General features: G+C 70.9%; 18 protein-coding genes. 10 read left to right on the forward strand and 8 right to left on the reverse strand.

The features are described 5' to 3' along the window. Window positions 1-147: 147 nt before the first annotated feature. From galE to idi, 3 genes are all read left to right on the forward strand, one after another. Window positions 148-1,119 (forward strand): UDP-glucose 4-epimerase GalE, encoded by a 972-nt coding sequence (galE, locus tag ACFYO2_RS35410; protein ID WP_388357522.1) that lies wholly within the window; start codon window positions 148-150, stop codon window positions 1,117-1,119. Window positions 1,120-1,283: 164 nt separating this feature from the next. Continuing rightward, window positions 1,284-2,234: a cation diffusion facilitator family transporter gene (locus ACFYO2_RS35415; RefSeq protein ID WP_388357526.1), complete on the forward strand. Its 951-nt coding sequence runs from the start codon at window positions 1,284-1,286 to the stop codon at window positions 2,232-2,234. A 187-nt stretch (window positions 2,235-2,421) separates the two neighbouring features. After that, a complete protein-coding gene (gene idi, locus ACFYO2_RS35420; RefSeq protein WP_388357528.1) occupies window positions 2,422-3,015 on the forward strand; it encodes an isopentenyl-diphosphate Delta-isomerase in 594 nt (197 codons plus the stop codon). 9 nt (window positions 3,016-3,024) lie between these two features. On the opposite strand, the gene ACFYO2_RS35425 is transcribed toward idi, so the two are convergent. Next, window positions 3,025-3,534, reverse strand: a complete 510-nt coding sequence (locus ACFYO2_RS35425) for an ATP-binding protein (protein WP_388357531.1) — start codon at window positions 3,532-3,534, stop codon at window positions 3,025-3,027. A 280-nt stretch (window positions 3,535-3,814) separates the two neighbouring features. On the opposite strand from ACFYO2_RS35425, the gene ACFYO2_RS35430 reads away from it, so the two are divergent. Beyond that, a complete protein-coding gene (locus ACFYO2_RS35430) occupies window positions 3,815-4,570 on the forward strand; it encodes an enoyl-CoA hydratase/isomerase family protein (protein ID WP_388357533.1) in 756 nt (251 codons plus the stop codon). On the opposite strand, the gene ACFYO2_RS35435 is transcribed toward ACFYO2_RS35430, so the two are convergent. Beyond that, entirely contained in the window at window positions 4,557-5,192 is a 636-nt protein-coding gene (locus ACFYO2_RS35435; protein ID WP_388357536.1) for a DJ-1/PfpI family protein, read from the reverse strand. The genes ACFYO2_RS35430 and ACFYO2_RS35435 overlap by 14 nt on opposite strands. A gap of 11 nt (window positions 5,193-5,203) precedes the next feature. After that, the gene (locus ACFYO2_RS35440) at window positions 5,204-6,163 is read right to left on the reverse strand and encodes a GlxA family transcriptional regulator (protein WP_388357537.1); all 960 of its coding nucleotides are present in this window, start codon (window positions 6,161-6,163) and stop codon (window positions 5,204-5,206) included. A gap of 157 nt (window positions 6,164-6,320) precedes the next feature. On the opposite strand from ACFYO2_RS35440, the gene ACFYO2_RS35445 reads away from it, so the two are divergent. The 3 genes from ACFYO2_RS35445 to ACFYO2_RS35455 all read left to right on the forward strand — a co-directional run bounded on the left by ACFYO2_RS35445 (window position 6,321) and on the right by ACFYO2_RS35455 (window position 9,580). Further along, entirely contained in the window at window positions 6,321-6,452 is a 132-nt protein-coding gene (locus tag ACFYO2_RS35445; RefSeq protein WP_010042827.1) for an LPFR motif small protein, read from the forward strand. A 96-nt stretch (window positions 6,453-6,548) separates the two neighbouring features. Beyond that, window positions 6,549-8,939: a Tex family protein gene (locus tag ACFYO2_RS35450; protein ID WP_388357540.1), complete on the forward strand. Its 2,391-nt coding sequence runs from the start codon at window positions 6,549-6,551 to the stop codon at window positions 8,937-8,939. 83 nt (window positions 8,940-9,022) lie between these two features. Then, on the forward strand, window positions 9,023-9,580 hold the full coding sequence (locus ACFYO2_RS35455; RefSeq protein WP_388357542.1) for a putative glycolipid-binding domain-containing protein: 558 nt from the start codon (window positions 9,023-9,025) through the stop codon (window positions 9,578-9,580). 49 nt (window positions 9,581-9,629) lie between these two features. On the opposite strand, the gene ACFYO2_RS35460 is transcribed toward ACFYO2_RS35455, so the two are convergent. Both ACFYO2_RS35460 and ACFYO2_RS35465 read right to left on the reverse strand, forming a co-directional pair. Beyond that, window positions 9,630-11,270 (reverse strand): ABC-F family ATP-binding cassette domain-containing protein, encoded by a 1,641-nt coding sequence (locus ACFYO2_RS35460; protein ID WP_388357545.1) that lies wholly within the window; start codon window positions 11,268-11,270, stop codon window positions 9,630-9,632. A gap of 49 nt (window positions 11,271-11,319) precedes the next feature. Further along, a complete protein-coding gene (locus ACFYO2_RS35465) occupies window positions 11,320-12,339 on the reverse strand; it encodes an oxidoreductase (RefSeq protein WP_388357548.1) in 1,020 nt (339 codons plus the stop codon). A 66-nt stretch (window positions 12,340-12,405) separates the two neighbouring features. Between ACFYO2_RS35465 and ACFYO2_RS35470 the strand changes: the two genes are divergently transcribed. Further along, window positions 12,406-13,359, forward strand: coding sequence for an FAD-dependent oxidoreductase (locus tag ACFYO2_RS35470; protein WP_388357551.1), 954 nt, complete (start codon window positions 12,406-12,408; stop codon window positions 13,357-13,359). Between the two features lie 65 nt (window positions 13,360-13,424). Here ACFYO2_RS35470 and ACFYO2_RS35475 read toward each other — a convergent pair whose 3' ends face one another. Beyond that, window positions 13,425-15,374 (reverse strand): Xaa-Pro dipeptidyl-peptidase, encoded by a 1,950-nt coding sequence (locus ACFYO2_RS35475; RefSeq protein WP_388357554.1) that lies wholly within the window; start codon window positions 15,372-15,374, stop codon window positions 13,425-13,427. A gap of 202 nt (window positions 15,375-15,576) precedes the next feature. On the opposite strand from ACFYO2_RS35475, the gene ACFYO2_RS35480 reads away from it, so the two are divergent. After that, window positions 15,577-17,070 (forward strand): M1 family metallopeptidase, encoded by a 1,494-nt coding sequence (locus tag ACFYO2_RS35480; protein WP_388357557.1) that lies wholly within the window; start codon window positions 15,577-15,579, stop codon window positions 17,068-17,070. 99 nt (window positions 17,071-17,169) lie between these two features. Here ACFYO2_RS35480 and ACFYO2_RS35485 read toward each other — a convergent pair whose 3' ends face one another. After that, the gene (locus ACFYO2_RS35485) at window positions 17,170-18,603 is read right to left on the reverse strand and encodes an amino acid permease (RefSeq protein ID WP_388357560.1); all 1,434 of its coding nucleotides are present in this window, start codon (window positions 18,601-18,603) and stop codon (window positions 17,170-17,172) included. A 234-nt stretch (window positions 18,604-18,837) separates the two neighbouring features. Between ACFYO2_RS35485 and ACFYO2_RS35490 the strand changes: the two genes are divergently transcribed. Next, window positions 18,838-19,539 carry a MerR family transcriptional regulator gene (locus tag ACFYO2_RS35490; RefSeq protein WP_388357563.1) on the forward strand — a complete coding sequence of 234 codons (702 nt, stop codon included), beginning with the start codon at window positions 18,838-18,840 and terminating at the stop codon, window positions 19,537-19,539. Between the two features lie 220 nt (window positions 19,540-19,759). Here the strand turns inward: ACFYO2_RS35490 and ACFYO2_RS35495 are convergent, their stop codons facing one another. Further along, window positions 19,760-21,934, reverse strand: a complete 2,175-nt coding sequence (locus ACFYO2_RS35495) for a 3-hydroxyacyl-CoA dehydrogenase NAD-binding domain-containing protein (RefSeq protein ID WP_388357566.1) — start codon at window positions 21,932-21,934, stop codon at window positions 19,760-19,762. Window positions 21,935-21,979 lie beyond the last annotated feature (45 nt).

Here is a 21,979-nt window from a genome sequence, read left to right on the forward strand (position 1 = left end):
GTTCACGGGCAGATCAGCACCGTCTCCACCGGCCTTTGCCGCGATCATCATCGGTGATTGCGGGCCCCGCCCACAAACTTGCCCTCCCAGATCGGGCATCCGGGACATTGCGTGGGGCGTCGGGGCCTCGGCATAGGGTGGGCGACCATGACATGGCTGATCACCGGCGGTGCCGGGTACATCGGGGCACATGTGGCGCGGGCCATGAACGACGCCGGCGAGCGGGTCCTCGTACTGGACGACCTCTCGGCCGGGGTGCCCGCACGGCTGCCGGCGGACGTTCCGCTCGTCCGGGGCTCGTCGCTGGACGCGGACCTGTTGAAGCGGGTGTGCGCCGAGTACGGAGTGACGGGTGTGGTGCATCTCGCGGCACGCAAGCAGGTCGCCGAGTCGGTGGCGCAGCCGACGCGCTACTACCAGGAGAACGTGGGCGGTCTCGCCACGCTCCTGGAAGCGGTCGCCGAGGCCGGGATCAAACGCTTCCTCTTCTCCTCGTCTGCGGCCGTCTACGGCAACCCGGACGTGGACCTGATCACGGAGGACACTCCGTGCGCCCCGGTGAACCCGTACGGCGAGACCAAGCTCGCCGGGGAGTGGCTGGTGCGGGCGGCGGGCCGGGCGCACGGCATCTCGACCGTGTGCCTGCGCTACTTCAACGTCGCCGGGGCGGCCGCGCCGGAGCTGGCGGACACGGGCGTCTTCAACATCGTCCCCATGGTCTTCGACCGGCTCACCCGTGACGAGGCCCCGCGGATCTTCGGCGACGACTATCCGACGCCGGACGGGACGTGCGTCCGTGACTACATCCACGTCGCCGATCTCGCCGAGGCCCACCTCGCGGCGGCCCGGCGGCTGACCGAGAATGCCGTTCCCGGTGACCTGACGGTCAACATCGGTCGCGGTGAGGGCGTCTCCGTACGGGAACTGATCACGGTCATCGGCGATGCGAGCGGGGACCGACGGCCGCCCGTGGTGGAGGCCAGGCGTCCCGGGGACGCGCCCCGGGCGGTCGCCTCGGCCGCGCGGGCCGCCGAGGTGCTGGGCTGGACGGCCCGGCGCGGGGTGCGCGAGATGGTCGAGTCGGCGTGGCAGGGATGGCTGCGGCACCACTCGGGGTGAGCCGCACACGGCCCACGAAGCATCGCGGACTCTCGACAAACGTCTGACCTGCGGATCGTTTCTGCAGGTCAGGGCACATGACAACGGTGTTCAGTGCAGCGTTGCCCGATACCCCGGCCCGTAGTTCACTGTGATCTCGGGCGGAACACAGGAGGAGCTTTTTCATGGGGGCTGGGCACGATCACGGGCACGCGCACGGGCACAAGCACGGCGCGCCGTCCGGCGGAACGGCCACCGCGGCCTACCGCGGGCGGCTGCGGGCCGCGCTGTTCATCACGCTCGGCGTCATGGTGGTCGAGATCATCGGGGGCGTGGTCGCCGACTCGCTGGCGCTGGTCGCCGACGCGGCGCACATGGCGACCGACGCGCTGGGCCTCGGCATGGCCCTGCTCGCGATCCGGTTCGGGAGCCTCCCGCCGAGCGACCGGCGCACCTTCGGGCTGGCCCGCGCCGAGATCCTCGCCGCCCTCGCCAACTGCCTGCTGCTGCTCGGGGTCGGCGGATACGTCCTGTACGAGGCGATCCAGCGGTTCGTCACGCCCGCCGGCACCGAGGGCGGGCCGACCATGGTCTTCGGCGCGATCGGTCTGGTCGCGAACATGGTGTCGCTGTCGCTGCTGATGCGCGGCCAGAAGGACAGCCTGAACGTGCGCGGCGCGTTCCTGGAAGTGGCCGCGGACGCGCTGGGCTCGGTCGCGGTGCTGATCTCCGCGGTGGTGATCCTCACCACCGGCTGGCAGGCCGCCGACCCGATCGCCTCGCTGGTGATCGGCGTGATGATCGTGCCGCGCACCTGGAAGCTGCTGCGCGAGACCCTCGACGTCCTGCTGGAGGCGGCCCCCAAGGACGTCGACATCGCCGACGTACGGGCCCACGTACTGGCCCTGGACGGTGTCGAGGACGTCCACGACCTGCACGCCTGGACGATCACGTCCGGCATGCCGGTCCTGTCCGCGCACGTGGTCGTGCGCTCCGACGTGCTCAGCGCCATCGGTCACGAGAAGATGCTTCACGAGCTCCAGGGCTGCCTCGGCGACCACTTCGACGTGGAGCACTGCACCTTCCAGCTGGAGCCGTCCGGGCACGCCGAGCACGAAGCCCGGCTGTGCCACTGACACACCAGTACGACCCCTGAAACACAGATTCCGGCGGAACGCATCGGTCCGGCGAACGGCTGCGTCCCCATGCTCACAACCCCGCCCCGCACGGTTCCGTGTGCGCCGCGCCGGGCACGATCAACTGCCGGGAGCGCCGGATTCGTACGGCACACTGGGGGCGCGAAGACCAATGCGAAGGATGGGTATGCCGATCACACCTGCCACCGCGACGCACAGTTCGTCGAACGGCACCGTGGACGCGATTTTGCTGGAACTGGTCGACGAGAACGGTGTGACGATCGGCACCGCGGAGAAGCTCGCCGCCCATCAGCCGCCGGGACAGCTGCACCGCGCCTTCTCGGTGTTCCTCTTCGACGAGCAGGGGCGGCTGCTGCTCCAGCAGCGGGCGCTGGGCAAGTACCACTCCCCCGGCGTGTGGTCCAACACCTGCTGCGGCCACCCCTACCCCGGTGAGGCGCCCTTCGCGGCGGCCGCCCGGCGGACGTACGAGGAGCTCGGCGTCTCCCCGTCACTGCTCGGCGAGGCGGGCACGGTCCGCTACAACCACCCCGACCCGGCCTCGGGCCTGGTCGAGCAGGAGTACAACCACCTCTTCGTCGGGCTGGTGCAGTCCCCGCTGCGACCGGACCCGGAGGAGGTCGGCACGACGGCCTTCGTATCCCCCGCCGAGCTTGCGGAGCGGCACGCCAAGGACACCTTCTCCGCCTGGTTCATGACCGTCCTGGACGCGGCCCGCCCCGCGGTCAGGGAGCTGACGGGCACGTCCGCCGGCTGGTGACACGGGCTCTTACGGCACGCGCGCGGGCTTGAGCGGCAGGGCGGCCCAGATCACCTTGCCGCCGCTCGCGGTGTGCTCGACGTCGCACACCCCGCCCGCCTCCCGGGTGATCTCGCGCACCAGGAGGAGTCCGCGGCCACCGGTCCGGCCGTGGTCGGCCTCCAGGGCGGTCGGCCGGTAGGGGTGGTTGTCCTCCACGGACACCCGCACCCACTCGGCACCGACGGCGATCTCCACGGCGAGCGTCGGTGAAAGAAGCGCCGCGTGCCGCACCGCATTCGTGACCAGCTCCGAGACGATCAGCAGCAGCCCCTGGACGAGGTCGTCCGAGACCGGCACCCCCTGGCGGTGCAGCAGATCCCGTACGGCATGTCGCGCCTGCGGGACCGAGGCGTCGACGGCGGGGGCGGTGAACCGCCACACGCCCTCGTACGGCAACGGATCCCGCGGCCTGGGGCCGAGGGGCTCGTCCGAGCCGCCTGCTGGGCGTGGGGCGGACCCGCGCCCATGGTCTTCCATCGTCCGGTCGCCACCCTTGTGCTCGATTGTCACCACAACTCGAGTGTTGGTAACGAGCCGCTCCACCCCGAAGGACTGAAGAGAAGTCAGCGGATATCGAGCGCTTCTGACCGTTGGCGTATGACACGGTCAGATGTGGGACTGCTCCTGTCCCTCTCGCGCCGACTTCCCGAACTATTCGGGTTGTACGGTTCGACGGCCGCCCGTCCGATGCGTTCGCCTGTCGCGCTCACCGACCCTCTTGATCGCCTGCACGCCCGGTGCGGATAGCATCCGGCGCATGGAGCCGCAGCTGCTGCACGCCGTCGCCGACTCGGTCGCCACCGTCGTCGTCCACCATCCGGCCAAGCGCAACGCCATGACGGCCGCGATGTGGCGGGCGCTGCCGCCGCTGCTCGACACGCTGGCCGCCGATCCCGACGTGCGGGCGCTGGTGCTGACCGGTGAGGGCGGGACCTTCTGCGCGGGGGCCGACATCTCCACGCTGCGGGGGTCGCCGCAGGAGGCGCAGGAGCTGGCCGTGCGGGCCGAGGAGGCCCTCGCCGCGTTCCCCAAGCCGACGCTCGCGGCGATCCGCGGTCACTGTGTGGGCGGCGGGTCGCAGCTCGCGGCGGCCTGCGATCTGAGGTTCGCCGAGGAGGGCGCGCTGTTCGGGGTGACTCCGGCGAAGCTCGGCATCGTGTATCCGGCCTCCTCCACCCGGCGGCTGGTGGCGCTGGTGGGTCCGGCTGCCGCCAAGTACCTGCTGTTCTCGGGCGAGTTGGTCGGCGCGGAGCGGGCGCTGCGCACGGGTCTGGTGGACGAGGTGCTGCCCGAGGGCGAACTCGCCGAGCGGGTCGCGGAGTTCACGCGGATCCTGGTGTCCCGCTCGCAGCTGACACAGGCCGCGGCGAAGGAGTTCGCGGACGGCCGTACGGACCGCGACGCGTACTGGGCCGGTCAGGCGGGCGGCAGCGGCGACACCGAGGAGGGGGTCGCCGCTTTCCTTGAGCGTAGGCAGCCACGCTTCACCTGGAACGTGCCTACGTCAGAATGAAGCGGCTCTTGGCACGGAACTCCTCGACGAGGTGCGCCGGGGCCTTGTGCGGGGACCCGGCGTCGTAGGGCGGCTGCGGGTCGTACTCCGTCAGCAGCTGTACGGCCTGGGCGTGTTCGTCGCCCGCGATCCTGCCGAGCAGGGTCAGGCCCATGTCGATGCCGGAGGAGACGCCGGCCGCGGTGACGTACTTGCCGTCGAGGACGACCCGCTCCCCCGTCGGCTCGGCCCCGAACCGCTTCAGGAAGTCGAGCGCCAGCCAGTGCGAGGTCGCTCGACGGCCCTTGAGGAGTCCGGCGGCGGCGAGCAGCAGGGAGCCGGTGCACACGGAGGTCGTCCAGGTGCTGGTGGCGTCGGCGGTGCGCAGCCAGTCCAGGAGGGTGCCGTTCTCCATCTGCGGGGTCTGGCCGGGACCGCCGGGTACGACCACGATGTCGGGGCTCGGCACCTCGGCGAGCGTCCGGTCGGCGGTGAGGGCGAGGGTGCCGGTGTCGGTGCGCACGGGGCCGGTGCGCTCGGCGACGAAGACGGTCTCCGCGTCCGGGAGGCGGCCCAGGGTCTCGTAGGGGCCGACGGCGTCCAGGGCGGTGAAGCGGTCGAAGAGGACGATGGCGATCTGCATCTGCTGTCCTTTCAGCGTGCGGTGGCGGGGCTGAACCGGCGGCGGTACTCGGCCGGGGCCGCGCCGAGCGCCTTGAGGAAGGCGCGGCGCATCGCCTCGGGGGTGCCGTAGCCGCAGGCGCGGGAGATCTCCTCGACTCCGTCGCCGGTGTCCTCCAGGAGGCGGCGGGCGTGTTCGAGGCGGACGCGGTCGACGTAGCGGCCGGGTGTCATGCCGGTCTCGGTGCGGAAGGCGCGGGCGAAGTGGCGGGGTGACAGACGGGCGCGTTCGGCGAGCGACTCGACGCTCAGGTCGTCGGCGGGATGCTCGGTGATCCACTGCTGGACCTCCCGCAGCGGCTCGCGCTGTGCCGTCTGGGCGGCCAGCTGGGCGCTGAACTGGGCCTGGTTTCCGGGCCTGCGCAGGAAGACGACCAGGTGACGGGCTATGGCGAGCGCCGCTTCCCGGCCCAGGTCCTCCTCGACCAGGGCCAGGGCGAGGTCGATACCCGAGGTGACGCCCGCCGAGGTGGAGACGTGCCCGTCCTGGACGTAGATGGGATCCGGGTCGACCTGGACGGCGGGGTGGTCGCGGGCGAGTTTGTCGCAGTAGGCCCAGTGGGTGGTGACGCGGCGGCCGTCCAGCAGGCCCGCCTCGGCGAGCAGGATCGCGCCGGTGCACACGGAGACCAGGCGCCGCGCGCGCGGGCCGTGCTCGCGCAGCCAGTCGGTCAGGCGCGGGTCGGGGGTGCGGGTGCCCCGGCCGCCCGGGACGAGCAGGGTGTGCGGTCGGGGCGTGACGGTGAGGGGCTCGTCCGGTACGAGGGTCAGGCCGCTGGAGGTGCGCACAGGAGCGCCGTCCAGGGAGGCCGTGCGGATGCGGTACGTGCCCGGGGTGTACGTCTCGGCCCCGGCGAAGACCTCGACGGGGCCGGAGACGTCCAGGCTCTGGACGCCGTCGAAGAGGACGACGAGAAGGGTTCGCTGCGGCATACGGTCGATTCTTCGCCGAGGTCTCGATGGCGGCAATGACGAGCTCCCCACCTTTCCTGCCAACAGGTGCTGCCGGGACGGCGGTGAGCATGGCCCGCGATCTCCGAGGTACTCGGCTGTCCCGGCCGTGGTGGCCGGGAGAGGAAAGGGGAATCAAGTGTTCCGTGCGATCGCAGACGTACTGCGCCAGATCGGTGGAGCCATCGCCACCGTCGTGACGCTGCCCTTCCGGGCGCTGGCCCGGCTCTTCGGAGGTGCCTCGAGCTCGACGCGCAGCCGTCGGGTCTGACCGCCCGGCCCGCCGGGATTCCGCCCTGGACCCCGACTGTCCGCGCCACCTGCCACAATTGCCGCGCAACCTCAGTGGAGAAGGCGGTACGGCATCGTGACGACACCCCTCGTAGGGTCCATCGAAGGCAGGATCGCCGAGGAACTCGGCGTACGGGAGCGGCAGGTCAGGGCTGCCGTGGAACTGCTCGACGGCGGTTCGACGGTGCCCTTCATCGCCCGCTACCGCAAGGAAGCGACCGAGATGCTCGACGACGCGCAGCTGCGCACGCTCGAGGAGCGGCTGCGCTACCTGCGGGAGCTGGAGGAGCGGCGGACCGCGATCCTGGAGTCGGTGCGCGAGCAGGGCAAGCTGACGCCCGAGCTCGAGGCGCGGATCCGCGGCGCCGAGACCAAGGCGCGGCTGGAGGACATCTACCTGCCGTTCAAGCCGAAGCGGCGCACCAAGGCGCAGATCGCGCGCGAGGCCGGTCTCGAGCCGCTGGCGGAGGGGCTGCTCGGCGACCCGAGTGTGGAGCCCCTCGCCGCGGCGGCCGCGTTCGTCGACGCCGACAAGGGCGTCGCCGATCCGCAGGCCGCTCTCGACGGCGCCCGGGCGATCCTCACCGAGCGTTTCTCGGAGGACGCCGACCTGATCGGTGAGCTGCGCGAGCGCATGTGGGTGCGCGGGCGGCTGGCCGCCAAGGTGCGGGAGGGCAAGGAGGAGGCGGGCGCGAAGTTCGCCGACTACTTCGACTTCTCCGAGCCGTTCACCGCGCTGCCCTCGCACCGGATCCTGGCGATGCTGCGCGGCGAGAAGGAGGAGGTCCTCGACCTGGTCCTGGAGCCGGAGGAGCCTTCCGAGCAGCCCGGGCCGTCCTCGTACGAGGGAATCGTGGCGCACCGCTTCGGCATCGCCGACCGCGGCCGGCCCGGCGACAAGTGGCTGCAGGACACCGTCCGCTGGGCCTGGCGCACCCGGCTGCTCGTGCACCTCGGCATCGACCTCAGGCTGCGGCTGCGCACGGCCGCCGAGGACGAGGCCGTGAATGTCTTCGCGGCGAACCTCCGCGACCTGCTGCTCACCGCCCCGGCCGGCACCCGCGCGACGCTGGGGCTGGACCCGGGGTTCCGTACGGGAGTCAAGGTGGCCGTGGTCGACGCCACCGGCAAGGTGGTGGCGACGGACGTCATCCACCCGCATGTCCCGGCGAACAGGTGGGACGAGGCGATCGCCAAGCTGGCCCGCCTCGCCAAGGAGCACGCGGTCGAACTGGTCGCGATCGGCAACGGCACGGCGTCCCGGGAGACCGACAAGCTCGCCGGCGAACTGATCGCCAAGCAACCGGAGCTGAACCTCACCAAGGTGATGGTGTCGGAGGCGGGCGCCTCCGTGTACTCGGCCTCCGCCTTCGCCTCCCAGGAGCTGCCCGACATGGACGTGTCGCTGCGCGGCGCCGTGTCGATCGCGCGGCGGCTCCAGGACCCCCTCGCGGAGCTGGTGAAGATCGACCCGAAGTCGATCGGTGTCGGCCAGTACCAGCACGACCTGTCCGAGGTGAAGCTCTCGCGTTCGCTGGACGCGGTGGTGGAGGACTGTGTGAACGGCGTGGGTGTCGACGTGAACACGGCGTCCGCACCCCTGCTCTCCCGGGTCTCCGGCATTTCCTCCGGGCTCGCCGAGAACATCGTGGCGCACCGGGACACGAACGGCCCGTTCAAGTCCCGCGCGCAGCTCAAGGGGGTGGCCCGGCTGGGCCCCAAGGCGTACGAGCAGTGCGCGGGCTTCCTGCGGATCCGCGAGGGCGACGACCCGCTCGACGCGTCCAGCGTGCACCCGGAGGCGTATCCCGTCGTACGGCGGATGGTGACGACCGCCGGCCAGGGGGTGGGGTCGCTCATCGGCAACACCGGCGTGCTGCGCTCGCTGAAGCCGCAGGACTTCGTCGACGAGACGTTCGGTCTGCCGACCGTGACGGACATCCTCAGGGAGCTGGAGAAGCCGGGGCGCGACCCGCGGCCGGCGTTCAAGACGGCCACCTTCAAGGAGGGCGTCGAGAAGATCTCCGACCTGTCCTCCGGGATGATCCTGGAGGGCGTGGTCACGAACGTGGCGGCCTTCGGGGCGTTCGTCGACGTCGGCGTCCACCAGGACGGCCTGGTGCATGTCTCCGCGATGTCGAAGACGTTCGTCAAAGACCCGCGGGACGTGGTGAAGCCGGGTGACATCGTCAAGGTGAAGGTGCTGGACATCGACATCCCGCGCAAGCGGATCTCGCTGACGCTCCGCCTGGACGACGAGGCGGCACCGCAGGAGCGGCAGCCGGCCCAGGGCGGCGGCGAGCGCCGGCAGCGGGGCGGGCGCCCGCCGCAGCAGCGGCAGAACCGGAGCGGCGGCGGTGGCGGTGGCGGTGGCGGTTCGCGCCAGGCTGCGCCGCCCGCCAACAGCGCGATGGCCGACGCCCTGCGCAAGGCGGGTCTCGTCGACCCGAAGAAGGGCAGGCGTTGAGAAGGCGCCGTTCGAGCAGTCCGGTCCGGATTCTCCGGTATGCCACCAAGGGTCCGGGCCGGGTTCGTCCGTAGGCTGGCGCCATGCGGACATCACGTGTGATCACCTGGGACGTGTCCGAGAGCGGGGGCTATGAGACAGCCTGGGTCGATCTCGACGAGAAGGTGCTACGGGCACGTGGCAGGGCGGTCGGCACCGTTCCCGAGACGTACTGGATCTCGTACGCGCTCGACACGACCGACGGCTTCGTCACTCGCCGTCTGCTGGCGGAGGCCGCCACCACGCATGGCACCCACATCCTCGACCTGGGCCGCGACGGCAGGGGCCGCTGGACGATGAACGGCGAGCGGATCCCCCAGGTCGACGGGGCCCTCGACTGCGACCTCGGCCTGTGTCCCCTCACCAACACCATGCCGGTGCTGCGGCACGGCCTTCATCGGGAGCCCGGGGAGCGGGAGTTCCTGATGGCGTGGGTGTCGGTCCCCGATATGACCGTGGAGCCGTCCCGGCAGACCTACACCCATCTCGGCCCTGGGCTGGTGCGCTTCGCCTCCGGCGACTTCCGCAGCGACCTGGAGTTCGACGAGGCCGGCTGTGTGGTCGACTACCCGGGCCTGGCACGGCGTCTCACCTCGCGCTAGGCCCTGTCGTCACGTCGCCGCGCGGCAGGCGGGAATGTGACGGCCGGACCTACCGCTCCGTCACCTTGCCGTCCGCCACCTCCAGGCGGCGGTTCACGTGGACCGCGTCCAGCATGCGGCGGTCGTGGGTGACCAGGAGGAGCGTGCCCTCGTAGGCGTCCAGCGCCGACTCCAGCTGTTCGATGGCCGGAAGGTCCAGGTGGTTGGTCGGCTCGTCGAGGACCAGGAGGTTCACGCCCCTGCCCTGGAGCAGGGCCAGTGCCGCCCTGGTGCGCTCGCCCGGGGAGAGGGTCGATGCCGGGCGCAGGACGTGGTCCGCCTTGAGGCCGAACTTGGCCAGCAGGGTGCGCACTTCGGCCGGTTCGGTGTCCGGGACGGCCGCGCCGAAGGCGTCCAGCAGGGCTTCCTGGCCGTGGAAGAGCTTGCGGGCCTGGTCGACCTCGCCGACCAGGACGCCCGAGCCGAGGGAGGCGCTGCCCGCGTCCGGCGCACTGCGGCCCAGGAGGACGCCGAGGAGCGTCGACTTGCCCGCGCCGTTCGCTCCCGTCACCGCCATCCTGTCCGCCCAGTCGATCTGCAGGGACACCGGGCCGAGCACGAAGTCGCCGCGCCGGACCTCGGCCTCCCGCAGGGTCGCGACGACCGCGCCCGAACGCGGGGCGGACGCGATCTCCATGCGCAGGTCCCACTCCTTGCGGGGTTCCTCGACGACATCGAGGCGTTCGATCATGCGCTGGGTCTGGCGGGCCTTCGCGGCCTGCTTCTCGCTGGCCTCGCTGCGGAACTTGCGGCCGATCTTGTCGTTGTCGTTGGCCGCCTTGCGGCGCGCGTTCTTCACGCCCTTGTCCATCCAGGAGCGCTGGGTCTGGGCCCGTTCCTGGAGGGCGGCCTTCTTGTCGGCGTACTCCTCGAAGTCGCCGCGCGCATGCCGGCGGGCGACCTCCCGCTCCTCCAGGTAGGCCTCGTAGCCGCCGCCGTAGAGGGTGATCTGCTGCTGGGCGAGGTCCAGCTCGAGGACCTTGGTGACCGTGCGGGTGAGGAACTCGCGGTCGTGGCTGACGACGACCGTGCCGGCGCGCAGGCCGCTCACGAAGCGTTCGAGGCGCTCCAGGCCGTCCAGGTCGAGGTCGTTGGTCGGCTCGTCGAGGAGGAAGACGTCGTAGCGGGACAGGAGCAGGGAGGCGAGGCCGGCTCGTGCCGCCTGGCCGCCGGACAGTGACGTCATCGGCTGGTCCAGGTCGACGGCCAGGCCGAGCGAGTCGGCGACCTCTTCGGCCCGCTCGTCGAGGTCGGCGCCGCCGAGGTCGAGCCAGCGCTCCAGGCTCGTCGCGTAGGCGTCGTCGGCGCCCGGGGCGCCGTCGACCAGGGCCTGGGTCGCCTCGTCCATCGTGCGCTGGGCCTCGGCGACGCCGGTGCGGCGGGCGAGGAAGTCCCGGACGGACTCGCCGGGCCGTCGCTCCGGCTCCTGCGGCAGATGGCCGACGGTCGCCGTCGGCGGGGACAGCCGCAGCTCGCCCTCCTCCGGGGCGGTGAGCCCGGCGAGCATCCTGAGCAGCGTGGACTTGCCCGCGCCATTGGCTCCGACCAGCCCGATGACGTCTCCGGGCGCGACGACGAGGTCGAGCCCGGAGAACAGGGAGCGGTCGCCGTGGCCGGCGGCGAGGTTCTTGGCGACGAGGGTGGCAGTCATCAGACTGCCGATGATAGTGGTCGCTCTCGGCGGTCCGCGTCCGGGTTTTTCAGTGCGCCATCGCCGCCACCAGCACACTCCCCGACGTCCGCGCCACCACGAAGGACTCCCCCTTGACCGCTGAGGCGTCCAGGGCGATGCGGTGCCGGCCCGGTTCCAGGATGCCGTCGAAAAGTTCGTGGGTGTGGGTGCGGTAGAGGCGGTCGAGGCGGTATGCGGTGAGGCGGACCCGGCACGTGGAGGTGACCTCGACGCCCGCCTCGCCGTCGGCGGCGACCAGGCGGGTGAGCCGGCGCCGTTCCACGGGACTGCGGTCCAGGGCGTGCTCGATCTGGGCGACGAGGAGGGGGACGATCGGGGCCAGGCCGTCGACGTAGGCCACGTCGACTCCGGCGCGTTCGAAGGAGCGGCGTACGGAGGCGCGTTCCTCCTCGGTGATCGCACGGCCGAAGGCGACGGCGCCGTACGCGCGCAGTTCGTCGGCGGGGACGTCGTGCGCGTCACGGGTGATGTCGGCGCCGATACCGATGGTGCGCAGGGCGGCGGCGAGCTTGGCGAGGACCGCGACGCGGGCGCCGATGAGCAGGACGCGGCGGCGGGTGTCGGCGGCGGTGTCCAGGAGGGAGTTCAGCGCCGCACGGTACTCGGCGCCATGAAAGCGGAACGGGCCGATGCCGTGGTAGCCGTTGAGCTCCAGGTCGGCGTGTTCGTCCGTCTGCCAGGCGAAGTCCCGCCAGACGAAGTCCTCGCCGTACTGGTCGATCACCGCGGTGACGGCGCCGCAGGCCAGGTCCTCGCACTCGGGGCAGCCGTAGACGACGTAGCGGCCGCCGGGCAGCGGCGCGTCCGCCTCCAGGAGCAGGCTGCGGACCTGGGCGGTGAAGATCGCGGGTGGGACGTCGGAGGCGAGTGGGGAGACGGCGTCGAGGTCGGAGAGCTGGAAGAGCAGCGGGCGTCCGTCGACGATGAAGTCCACGAAGTCCCGGTGTATTTGGAAGTCACCGTTGGCGAGGACTCCACCGGCACGCATCGCCGGTGCCAGGCCGAAGGTCGCGTACTCGGCACACATGCTGTGAGTATCCCCAGACTGGGCCCGATGTGAGCACGGCATGACATATTCCGCTAGCGTCCCCGCGTGAAGAGCGAACTGAAGGACGACGTCGTCGTGGTCGGCGGCGGTGTCATCGGGCTGACGACGGCCCTCGTGCTGGCCGAGCGGGGCCGGCGGGTGCGGGTGTGGACGCGGGATCCGGTGGAGCGGACCACCTCGGCGGTCGCCGGGGCGCTGTGGTGGCCGTACGCGATCGAGCCGGAAGAGCTCGCCCGCACCTGGGCGCTGCGCTCGCTGGACGTCTACGAGGAGCTGGCGGCCGCTCCCGAGGTGACCGGCGTACGCATGGTCGAAGGGGTGCAGGGCGAGACGGACCTGGACCGGGCCGTGGCGTGGGCGGGCGCGCGGCTGCCGGGGCTGCGGGCGGCGACGGCCGAGGAGTACGCCGGGACGGGGATGTGGGCGCGGCTGCCACTCATCGACATGTCGACTCATCTGCCGTGGCTGCGGGAGCGGTTCCTCGCGGCGGGCGGGGTGATCGAGACACGAACGGTGTCGGATCTGGCCGGGGTCGGCGCGCCGGTCGTGGTCAACTGCACGGGCCTGGGCGCCCGGGAACTGGTGCCGGACCCGTCCGTGCGTCCCGTGCGCGGGCAGCTGGTCATCGTGGAGAACCCCGGCATCCGCACCTGGCTGGTCTCCACGGACGCCGCCGGGGCGACGACGTACTTCTTCCCGCAGCCGGACCGGCTCGTGCTGGGTGGCACCGCCGACGAGGACGCGTGGTCGCTGGATCCCGAACCGGCGGTGGCGGAGGCGATCGTACGGCGGTGTGCGGCGCTGCGGCCCGAGATCGCCGGGGCGCGGGTGCTGGAGCACCGGGTGGGGCTCAGGCCGGCGCGGGGCCCGGTCCGGCTGGAGCGTGAACACCTGCCCGGCGGGCGGGTCTTGGTGCACAACTACGGCCACGGCGGGGCGGGTGTGACCGTGGCCTGGGGGTGCGCGGAGGAGGCGGCCGGGCTGGCCACCCCCTCCTGACGCGGGCTCTCAGCAGTCGGTGAGCCAGACGTGGGCCCGGCGCTCGCCGGTGAACAGGGTGCGGATCACCGGGCCCCCTTCGGGACGCGCTGGACGGTGCGCTGTGCCTGGACCCCTTCGAGGCTCGTGGCCTCGGGGGCGGCGGACACGGAGCCCGCGGTGGCCCGCGCGAACGCGGCCGCGCCGCCGACCAGCGGGACGCGAGCGGACGTACGGGACAGGTCGACCGTCAGGGTCGGGGTGGTGGACGGCGGGTCGATGAGGTCCTTGTCCGTGCCCGCGACGATCAGCGCGAGGCGGTGGCCGGCCGGGACGACGTGGTCGGTGGCCCCGAGGTCGAGGGTGATGGTGTACGCCTTGCCCGGGGTGAGCGGGACGCCCGTGCCGGAGGAGTGGTTGCCGAGGTCGGCCCAGCCGCGGCTGACGACCGTGTAGTCCACGTCGGTGGTCTTGGCCTGCGTCTTCTTGAAGCAGGCGCTGTCGCCGGCGGTGCTCACGCCCCAGCAGGTGCGGTCGGTGAGCGTGCTGATGCCCTCGCCGCTCGCCGCGTAGTCGCGGATGGTGTCGGGGCCGAGGTCGACCAGGACGGCGGACAGGTGGGCCGTCGAGGTGGTCGGGGTCGCGGTGACGGTGACCTTGGAGGCGCCGGACACGCGCAGGTCGCGGGTGAGCGGGCCGGTCACGAAGCCCGCCTTGTCGGGCGTGGACGTGTCGACCCGCGCCGCCCAGTCGGTCTCGCTCAGTTGCGGGTCGTCGGTGAAGGTCTCGGTGCCGCTGCTCTTGCGCAGGCCGAGCGTGCCGACGCCCTCCTGGCTGCCCTCGGCGGGGCGCAGGGTCGTGGCGCTGGTGCCGCGCGGCGGCCAGGACTTCGAGGTGACCCACTGGTCGGGGTGGCGTTCGATGTCGGCGACGGGCTCGCGGTCGACGCCGTTGTCGTAGCCGAGGAGTTCGTGGTCGAACCAGCGGTGCAGGGTGTCGACCCAGGTGGCGCGGCGGAAGTCGAAGGGGTCGACGTGGCCGGTCTGGGAGAGCCAGATCTTGCGCTCGACGCCGTTCTTCGCGAGGGCGTCCCACCACGGACCGACGTGCTGCATACGGACGTTGAGGTCCTGCATGCCGTGGACCAGGAAGACGCTCGCCTTCACCTTCGAGGCGGCCTTGACGTAGTCGCGTTCGCTCCACAGCGGGGTCCGGTCGCCGGTGCGCGGGGCTCCGTCGACGAGTTTCTGCTGGACGGCGGCGCACTTGGCGCGGGCGTCGGGGCTGTCGACGTAGTCGGACAGCCAGTCGGGGCCCGAGTCGTAGAGCGGGGCGCCCTTGGAGAAGTAGTAGTCGTACCAGGTGGAGATGGCGCTGATCGGGACGATGGTCTTCAGGCCCTCGACTCCGGTGGCGGCGACGCCGTTGGCGATGGTGCCGTCCCAGCTCTTGCCGATCATGCCGGTTCTGCCGTTGGTCCAGGTCGCCTTGGCGGTGGTGGTGCCGGTGCGGCTGGTGTAGGCCCTGGCGCGGCCGTTCAGCCAGTCGACGACGGCCTTCGCGGACTGGATGTCGGAGCGGCCGCCCACATCCACGCAGCCGTCGGAGCGGTTGGTTCCGGCGAGGTCGACGCCGACGAAGGCGTAGCCGCGGGGCACGAAGTAGTTGTCGTAGAACAGCGGCATCTGGACGACGTCGCCTGCCGCGTCGTACGTCTTCTTCTGGCTCTCGTTGCCGCGCCCGCAGCAGGAGTAGTACGGGCTGGCGTCCATGATCACGGGTATCTTGCGGCCCTGTTGGGCGGGTTCGCGCGGCCGGACGATGTCGACGGCGACGCGGTCCGTCTTCCCGTCGCTGTCGCCGTCGAGTCGGGTGTCCACCCAGACGGCCTCGCGGACGGCGTTGTCGTACGAGTAGACGGGTCGGCTCTCGCGCGGGGCTGCCTGGGCGGCGGGCGTGAGGAATGTGGCCAGCAGGGCGGCTGTGGCCACCGTCGCGAGCGGTCTCCAGATCGTGAAGCGCGTGCGTATCGACATGCGCGGACGGTACTGCGGTCAACTCCCGTACAAAAGAGGGCCGCTTGGGGCAGGCAGAGTGTGGCTGGAAAGGTGCGTGCGACGCAGTCGCTCATGACGGCCGAATGGCGATCGTGTGACAGGGGCGGCCGTGGACACGTCTGGGCTCACAGGTACTGAATAGGCTCGAACAGACCTCGTGCCCCAACGACTTGGAGCTTTCGTGCACCGCAGAATCTTGGCGCCGGGCGCACTAGCTGCCGCGTCCGTCCTGCTGGCGATCCCGGCGTCGGCCGCGAGCTACTCCCCCGGCACACCGGGCATCGGCGACCCCTACTACCCGGCCTACGGCAACGGCGGATACGACGTCTCGCACTACGACCTGCGGCTGAAGTACCAGCCGGCCACGGACGAGTTGGAGGGCACGGCGACCCTGCTGGCCCGCACCACGCAGGACCTGTCCCGGTTCAATCTGGATTTTCTGCTGGACGTGAGCGAGGTGCGGGTGAACGGCGTGACGGCGTCGTACACCACCTCGGGCGAGCACGAGCTGGAGATCACGCCGAAGACGCCGTTGGCCAAGGGCACGGCCGTCACCGTCGTGGTCCGCTACAGCGGGGTGCCCTCGTCCGAGCAGGCGTACGGCTTCACGAGCTGGCACCGGACCGAGGACGGCGGAGTCGGGGCGAACGAGCCCGAGTCGGCCTGGTGGTGGTTCCCGAGCAACGACCACCCGCTCGACAAGGCCACCTATGACGTGTCCGTCCTTGTCCCGGACGGCACCCAGGCCATCTCCAACGGCACACTCCAGTCGACGAGTTCACGCCTCGGCTGGACCCGCTACAACTGGCGGTCCAACAAGCCGCAGGCCACCTACCTGGCGACGCTGGCCGTCGGCAAGTTCGACATCACCACAGGGACGACCGAGAGCGGTATTCCGGTCATCAACGCCTACAGCAAGGATCTGGGCGACAACGCCGGGGCGGCGCGGGCGAGCGTCGAGCGGACCGGGGAGATCGCGGACTGGTTGAGCGGGTACTTCGGGCCGTATCCCTACAACGCGCTCGGCGGATACGTGCCGAACACCGACACCGGGTACGCGCTGGAGACGCAGACCCGGCCCTTCTACAGCCCGCGGCAGTTCGCGAACGGGTCCAACGTCTCCGTGGTCGTGCACGAGCTCGCCCACCAGTGGTACGGCGACCTCGTGTCGGTCGCCGGCTGGAAGGACATCTGGGTCAACGAGGGCTTCGCGCGGTACGCCCAGTGGCTGTGGTCCGAGCACGAGGGCGAGGGCACGGCGCAGGAACTCGCCGACTACGTGTACGCCTCGCACCCGGCCGACGACGCGTTCTGGACGGTGAAGCCCGGGGACCCGGGGCCGGAGAACCAGTTCGACATCGCCGTCTACGACCGGGGCGCGCTGGCCCTGCAGGCGTTGCGCAACGAGATCGGTGACGAGGCGTTCTTCGCGATCCTCAAGGGCTGGCCGAAGACGTACGCCTACGGCAACGCGTCGGTCGCCGATTTCCAGAAGTACGCCGAGCAGGTGTCGGGCAAGCCGCTGACCGCGCTGTTCGACACGTGGCTGTTCCGGCCGGAGAAGCCGGCGGCGCCTGCGGCGCGGGATGCCTCCCTCGCCCGGGGCGCGGCGGCTCCCCTGCAACCGAGGTCGTGGAAGAAGATCGCGGCGACGAACGACGTGCACGAGCGCTAGCCGCTCGGGAGGCACCGGAGTGGGGTTCGCGCCGTGGGACCTCTGGTCGGCGGTGCCTGCGGACCGTGCGTGGCTGGTCGCGCGGTTCCCCGCACCCCTTCAGGACGCGACCCTGCGCCGGATGCCGAACCAGCCGGCGATCAACAGGATCGCGATCACGGGGATGAGGAGCAGCGTCTTGCGGCCGACCTCGGGGTCGTTCCACATCATGGCGAGGCAGGCGAGGAGGAAGGCGATCGTGGTGATCTCCGTGGCCGGGCTGCCGGGGAGACGGAACGAAGGGCGAGGCAGCAGGCCGGCGCGGGCGCGGCGGACGAAGACCAGGTGGCAGACCATGATGATCACCCAGGTGCTGATGACGCCGAGGGAGGCGACGTTCAGCACGATCTCGAAGGCCTGACTCGGCATGAGGTAGTTGAGGCCGACACCGAGGACGCAGACCGCGCAGGTCAGCAGGATGCCGCCGTAGGGGACCTGGCTGCGGTTCATGCGGGCGGTGAACCTGGGGGCCGAGCCCGCCGTCGCCATGGAACGCAGGATGCGGCCCGTGGAGTACAGGCCGGAGTTCAGCGACGACATCGCGGCCGTGAGGACCACCAGGTTCATCACGTCGCCCGCCGCAGGGACGCCGATCTTCGACAGGACCGTGACGAAGGGGCTTTCGTCGGCCGAGTAGACCGAACCGGGCAGGAGGAGGGCCAGGAGGACGACGGAACCGACGTAGAAGAGGCCCACGCGCCACATGATCGAGTTCACCGCGCGCGGGACGACCTTCTCCGGCTCGGCGGTCTCGCCCGCGGCCACTCCGACCAGCTCCAGGGCGGCGTACGCGAAGATCACGCCCTGCATGACGAGGACGACCGGCATCAGGCCGTGCGGGAAGACACCGCCGTTGTCGGTGATCACGCCCGTGCCGGGGGTCCCGCCGCCCACCTCGTGCCGGGTGGACAGCAGGAAGATGCCGATCAGCATGAAGCCGACGAGAGTGGCGACCTTGATGATCGCGAACCAGAACTCCATCTCGCCGAAGATCTTCACCGAGATCAGGTTCACGGCCAGGACCACCGCGAGGGCGATCAGGGCCAGCGTCCACTGCGGGATGTCGGTGAACAGGCTCCAGTAGTGCGTGTAGAGGGCGATCGCGGTGATGTCGGCGATACCGGTCGTCGACCAGTTCAGGAAGTACATCCAGCCGGCGACGTACGCGCCCTTCTCGCCGAGGAACTCACGCGCGTACGACACGAAGGAACCGGACGACGGACGGTACAGCACCAGTTCGCCGAGGGCCCGGACGACAAAGAAGGCGAACACGCCGCAGACGAGGTAGGCCATGGCGAGCGCCGGGCCCGCGTCGCGCAGGCGGCCTCCGGCGCCCAGGAAGAGTCCGGTGCCGATCGCGCCGCCGATGGCGATCATGTTGACATGACGGGCCTTGAGGTCCTTGCTGTAGCCGGCGTCGCCCGCGTCCACGGGCGTCGTGGCCGCCCCGGTGCGGGAGCCGGCCTGTGCCGATTCCACGGCGTCCTTGTTCACGGGTGGTTCCACTCTCTGGTGCGCCCCGGCGGGTCTCGCTCGGGTGTCCGGACGTGACTCGGCCCGTGCCGCTCGGTGAAAAGGCACAGGCCGAGGGGGCGCCTTCCCCGGAAGCCACCTCACACGCGGTGTCACATGTCACAGAGGTGCACATGCACGCGGTCGGCGATCGCATGATCAGTGAGGGTGCCCAAGAGGTTTCACACCATTGGTGAGACAGCGATACTGCTGCACATGACGACCGACACCACCGATGCCGGGGAGCCGACCCTCACCATCGACGAGCTGGCCGCGCGAGCGGGTGTCACGGTCCGCACGGTCCGTTTCTACGGCACCAAGGGTCTGCTGCCCCCGCCGGTGATCGGTGCGCGGCGGGTCGGGCACTACGGCCAAAAGCACCTCGCACGGCTCGCGCTGATCGAGGAGTTGCAGCAGCAGGGCATGACGCTGGCGGCCATCGAGCGCTATGTGCAGCAGCTGCCGCCGGACCTCAGCGCGCACGACCTCGCGATCCACCGGGCCGTGGTGACCTCCTGGGCGCCGGAGACGGTGGAGACGGTGTCGCGGGAGGAGCTTCAGCGGCGTGCGGGGCGGGAGTTGAACGAGCAGGACGTGGCGCGGCTCGCCGCGATGGGCGTGGTCGGGGCGGACGGCGGCTCGTACCACGTCGACCTGGGCCTGCTCCGGCTCGGCGTCCAACTGCTCGACGTACCGCTGTCGCAGGAGGCGATCCTCGCGTCCCGCAAGGTCCTCGTCGAGCACTCGCGCGCGGCGGCCCACGCGCTGGCGGAGCTCTTCCGCGGGGAGGTGTCGGAGCGCGACGCGCAGGACGTGAAGTCGCTGTCGGCGCACGTGCACCCGCTGGTGGTGCAGGCGCTGCTGACCACGTTCCAGCGGTCGTTGAAGGAAGAGCTGCGCGACTGGCTCACGCAGTGACTGGACGTGGGGCGGCGGTTCTCGCCCCCGCCGCCCCTTCCCGTCCCGTCCCTGGGGGCTGCGCCCCCAGACCCCCCTGTCGCCCTTCGCGCTCGTCCTCAAGCGCCGGACGGGCTGAAATCAGCCCGTCCGGCGCTTGAGGAGCGGGGGTTTGGGGGCCAAGCCCTCAAGGTCGGGAACGGGAAGGGGCGGCGGGGGCGAAGTCCCTGCCGGCCAGGGATCACACGTCCCCGAACCGCTCCCCCTTGTCCGCCTTCTCCACCAGGAGCGCGGGCGGCTCGAACCGCTCCCCGTACCGTTCGGCGAGTTCACGCGCGCGTGCCACGAAGCCCGGCAGCCCGCCCTCGTAGCCGTTGATGTACTGGAGGACTCCACCGGTCCAGCCGGGGAAGCCGATGCCGAAGATCGAGCCGATGTTGGCGTCGGCGACGGAGGTCAGGACGCCTTCCTCCAGGAGCCTGACCGTGTCCAGCGCCTCGGAGAAGAGCATGCGTTCCTGCATGTCCTCGAAGGGGATCTCGGCACCCTCGCTCGTGAAGTGCTCGCGCAGGCCCGGCCAGAGCCCAGCCCGCTTGCCGTCGCCGCCGTACTCGTAGAAGCCCGCTCCTCCACCACGGCCGGTGCGGCCGAACTCGTCGACCATGCGGTCGATGACGGCATCGGCTGGGTGGGCCGTCCAGGTGCCGCCCGCCTCCTCCACGGCCCGCCTCGTCTCGGTGCGGATCTTGCGCGGGAGCGTGAGCGTCAGCTCGTCCATCAGGGACAGCACCTTGGCCGGGTAGCCGGCCTGCGCCGCCGCCTGTTCGACCGACGCGGGCTCGACGCCCTCACCGACCATGGCCACGCCCTCGTTGAGGAAGTGCCCGATGACGCGTGAGGTGAAGAAGCCGCGGGAGTCGTTGACGACGATCGGCGTCTTGTTGATCTGCCGGACCAGGTCGAAGGCGCGGGCGAGGGCCTCCTCGCCGGTGCGCTCGCCCTTGATGATCTCGACGAGCGGCATCTTGTCGACGGGCGAGAAGAAGTGCAGGCCGATGAAGTCGGTCTGGCGCTCGACGCCTTCGGCGAGGGCGGTGATGGGGAGCGTGGAGGTGTTGGAGCACAGCAGCGCGTCCGGCTCGACGAGGTGCTGGATCTCCTGGAACACCTTGTGCTTGAGCGAGGTGTCCTCGAAGACGGCCTCGATGACCGCGTCGCAGCCCGCGAGGTCGGCGGCCTCGGCGGTGGGGGTGATACGGGCGAGCAGCGCGTCCGCCTTGTCCTGAGTCGTACGGCCCCGGGAGACGGCCTTGGCGCACAGCTTCTCGGAGTAGCCCTTGCCCTTGACGGCGGCCTCCAGGGAGACGTCCTTGAGGACGACGTCGATGCCCGCGCGGGCGCACGAGTAGGCGATGCCCGCGCCCATCATTCCGGCGCCGAGGACGGCGACCTTGCGCACCTGGCGCGGTTCGACGCCCCGCGGACGGTTCGCGCCGGAGTTGACGGCCTGGAGGTCGAAGAAGAACGCCTGGATCATGTTCTTCGAAGTCTGCCCGGCGGCCAGCTCCACGAAGTAGCGGGCCTCGATGACCTGCGCGGTCTCGAAGTCGACCTGGGAGCCCTCGACGGCGGCCGCGAGGATGTTGCGCGGTGCCGGGTAGGGGGCGCCGTTCGTCTGCTTGCGCAGGGTGGCCGGGAAGGCGGGCAGGTTCGCCGCGAACTTCGGGTTGGCGGGCGTGCCGCCGGGGATCCGGTAGCCCGGCCTGTCCCACGGCTGCTGCGAGGCGGGGTTGGCCTCGATGAAGGCGCGGGCCTTGGCGAGGAGTTCCTCCTGGGTGGCGGCCACGTCGTCGACGAGACCGTTCTCCAGGGCGCGCCGCGGGCTGTACTGGGTGCCTTGGAGGAGCACCTTCAGGAGCGCGTCGGCGATGCCCAGCAGACGTACGGTGCGGACCACGCCGCCGCCTCCGGGGAGCAGGCCGAGGGTGACCTCGGGGCAGCCGATCTTGGAGCCGGGCGCGTTTAGGGCGATGCGGTGGTGGCAGGCCAGGGCGATCTCGTAGCCGCCGCCCAGGGCAGCGCCGTTCATCGCCGCGACGACCGGCTTGCCGAGGGTCTCGATGCGGCGCAGGTCGCGCTTGATGGCCATGCCGCCGTCGAACAGTTCCTGCGCGGTCTCGGGGGTGACGCGGATGAGGTCGCGCAGGTCGCCGCCGGCGAAGAAGGTCTTCTTGGCGGAGGTGATGATGATGCCGCGGATGGTGTCCTGTTCGGCCTCCAGGCGGTCGGTGATCACCGCGAGGGAGTCGCGGAACGCCTGGTTCATGGTGTTCGCGGACTGGTCCGGGTCGTCGAGAACGAGGGTGACGACGCCGGTGCGGTCCTGTTCCCAGCGGATGGTGGTGCTCTGTGTCATGACAGGGTCTCCGTAGAGGTCTCTTGGATCCGGGTTCCGCCGGGG

It is taken from the genome of Streptomyces sp. NPDC006602 (genome assembly GCF_042870385.1).
Taxonomy (GTDB): Bacteria; Actinomycetota; Actinomycetes; order Streptomycetales; family Streptomycetaceae; genus Streptomyces.

Excerpts from the sequence above, each read along its gene's own strand:
- galE (WP_388357522.1), top strand. The coding sequence starts at position 148 with ATGACATGGCTGATCACCGGCGGTGCCGGGTACATCGGGGCACATGTG.
- ACFYO2_RS35415 (WP_388357526.1), top strand. The coding sequence starts at position 1,284 with ATGGGGGCTGGGCACGATCACGGGCACGCGCACGGGCACAAGCACGGC.
- idi (WP_388357528.1), top strand. The coding sequence starts at position 2,422 with ATGCCGATCACACCTGCCACCGCGACGCACAGTTCGTCGAACGGCACC.
- ACFYO2_RS35425 (WP_388357531.1), bottom strand. The coding sequence starts at position 3,534 with ATGGAAGACCATGGGCGCGGGTCCGCCCCACGCCCAGCAGGCGGCTCG.
- ACFYO2_RS35430 (WP_388357533.1), top strand. The coding sequence starts at position 3,815 with ATGGAGCCGCAGCTGCTGCACGCCGTCGCCGACTCGGTCGCCACCGTC.
- ACFYO2_RS35435 (WP_388357536.1), bottom strand. The coding sequence starts at position 5,192 with ATGCAGATCGCCATCGTCCTCTTCGACCGCTTCACCGCCCTGGACGCC.
- ACFYO2_RS35440 (WP_388357537.1), bottom strand. The coding sequence starts at position 6,163 with ATGCCGCAGCGAACCCTTCTCGTCGTCCTCTTCGACGGCGTCCAGAGC.
- ACFYO2_RS35455 (WP_388357542.1), top strand. The coding sequence starts at position 9,023 with ATGCGGACATCACGTGTGATCACCTGGGACGTGTCCGAGAGCGGGGGC.
- ACFYO2_RS35460 (WP_388357545.1), bottom strand. The coding sequence starts at position 11,270 with ATGACTGCCACCCTCGTCGCCAAGAACCTCGCCGCCGGCCACGGCGAC.
- ACFYO2_RS35465 (WP_388357548.1), bottom strand. The coding sequence starts at position 12,339 with ATGTGTGCCGAGTACGCGACCTTCGGCCTGGCACCGGCGATGCGTGCC.
- ACFYO2_RS35475 (WP_388357554.1), bottom strand. The coding sequence starts at position 15,374 with ATGTCGATACGCACGCGCTTCACGATCTGGAGACCGCTCGCGACGGTG.
- ACFYO2_RS35490 (WP_388357563.1), top strand. The coding sequence starts at position 18,838 with ATGACGACCGACACCACCGATGCCGGGGAGCCGACCCTCACCATCGAC.
- ACFYO2_RS35495 (WP_388357566.1), bottom strand. The coding sequence starts at position 21,934 with ATGACACAGAGCACCACCATCCGCTGGGAACAGGACCGCACCGGCGTC.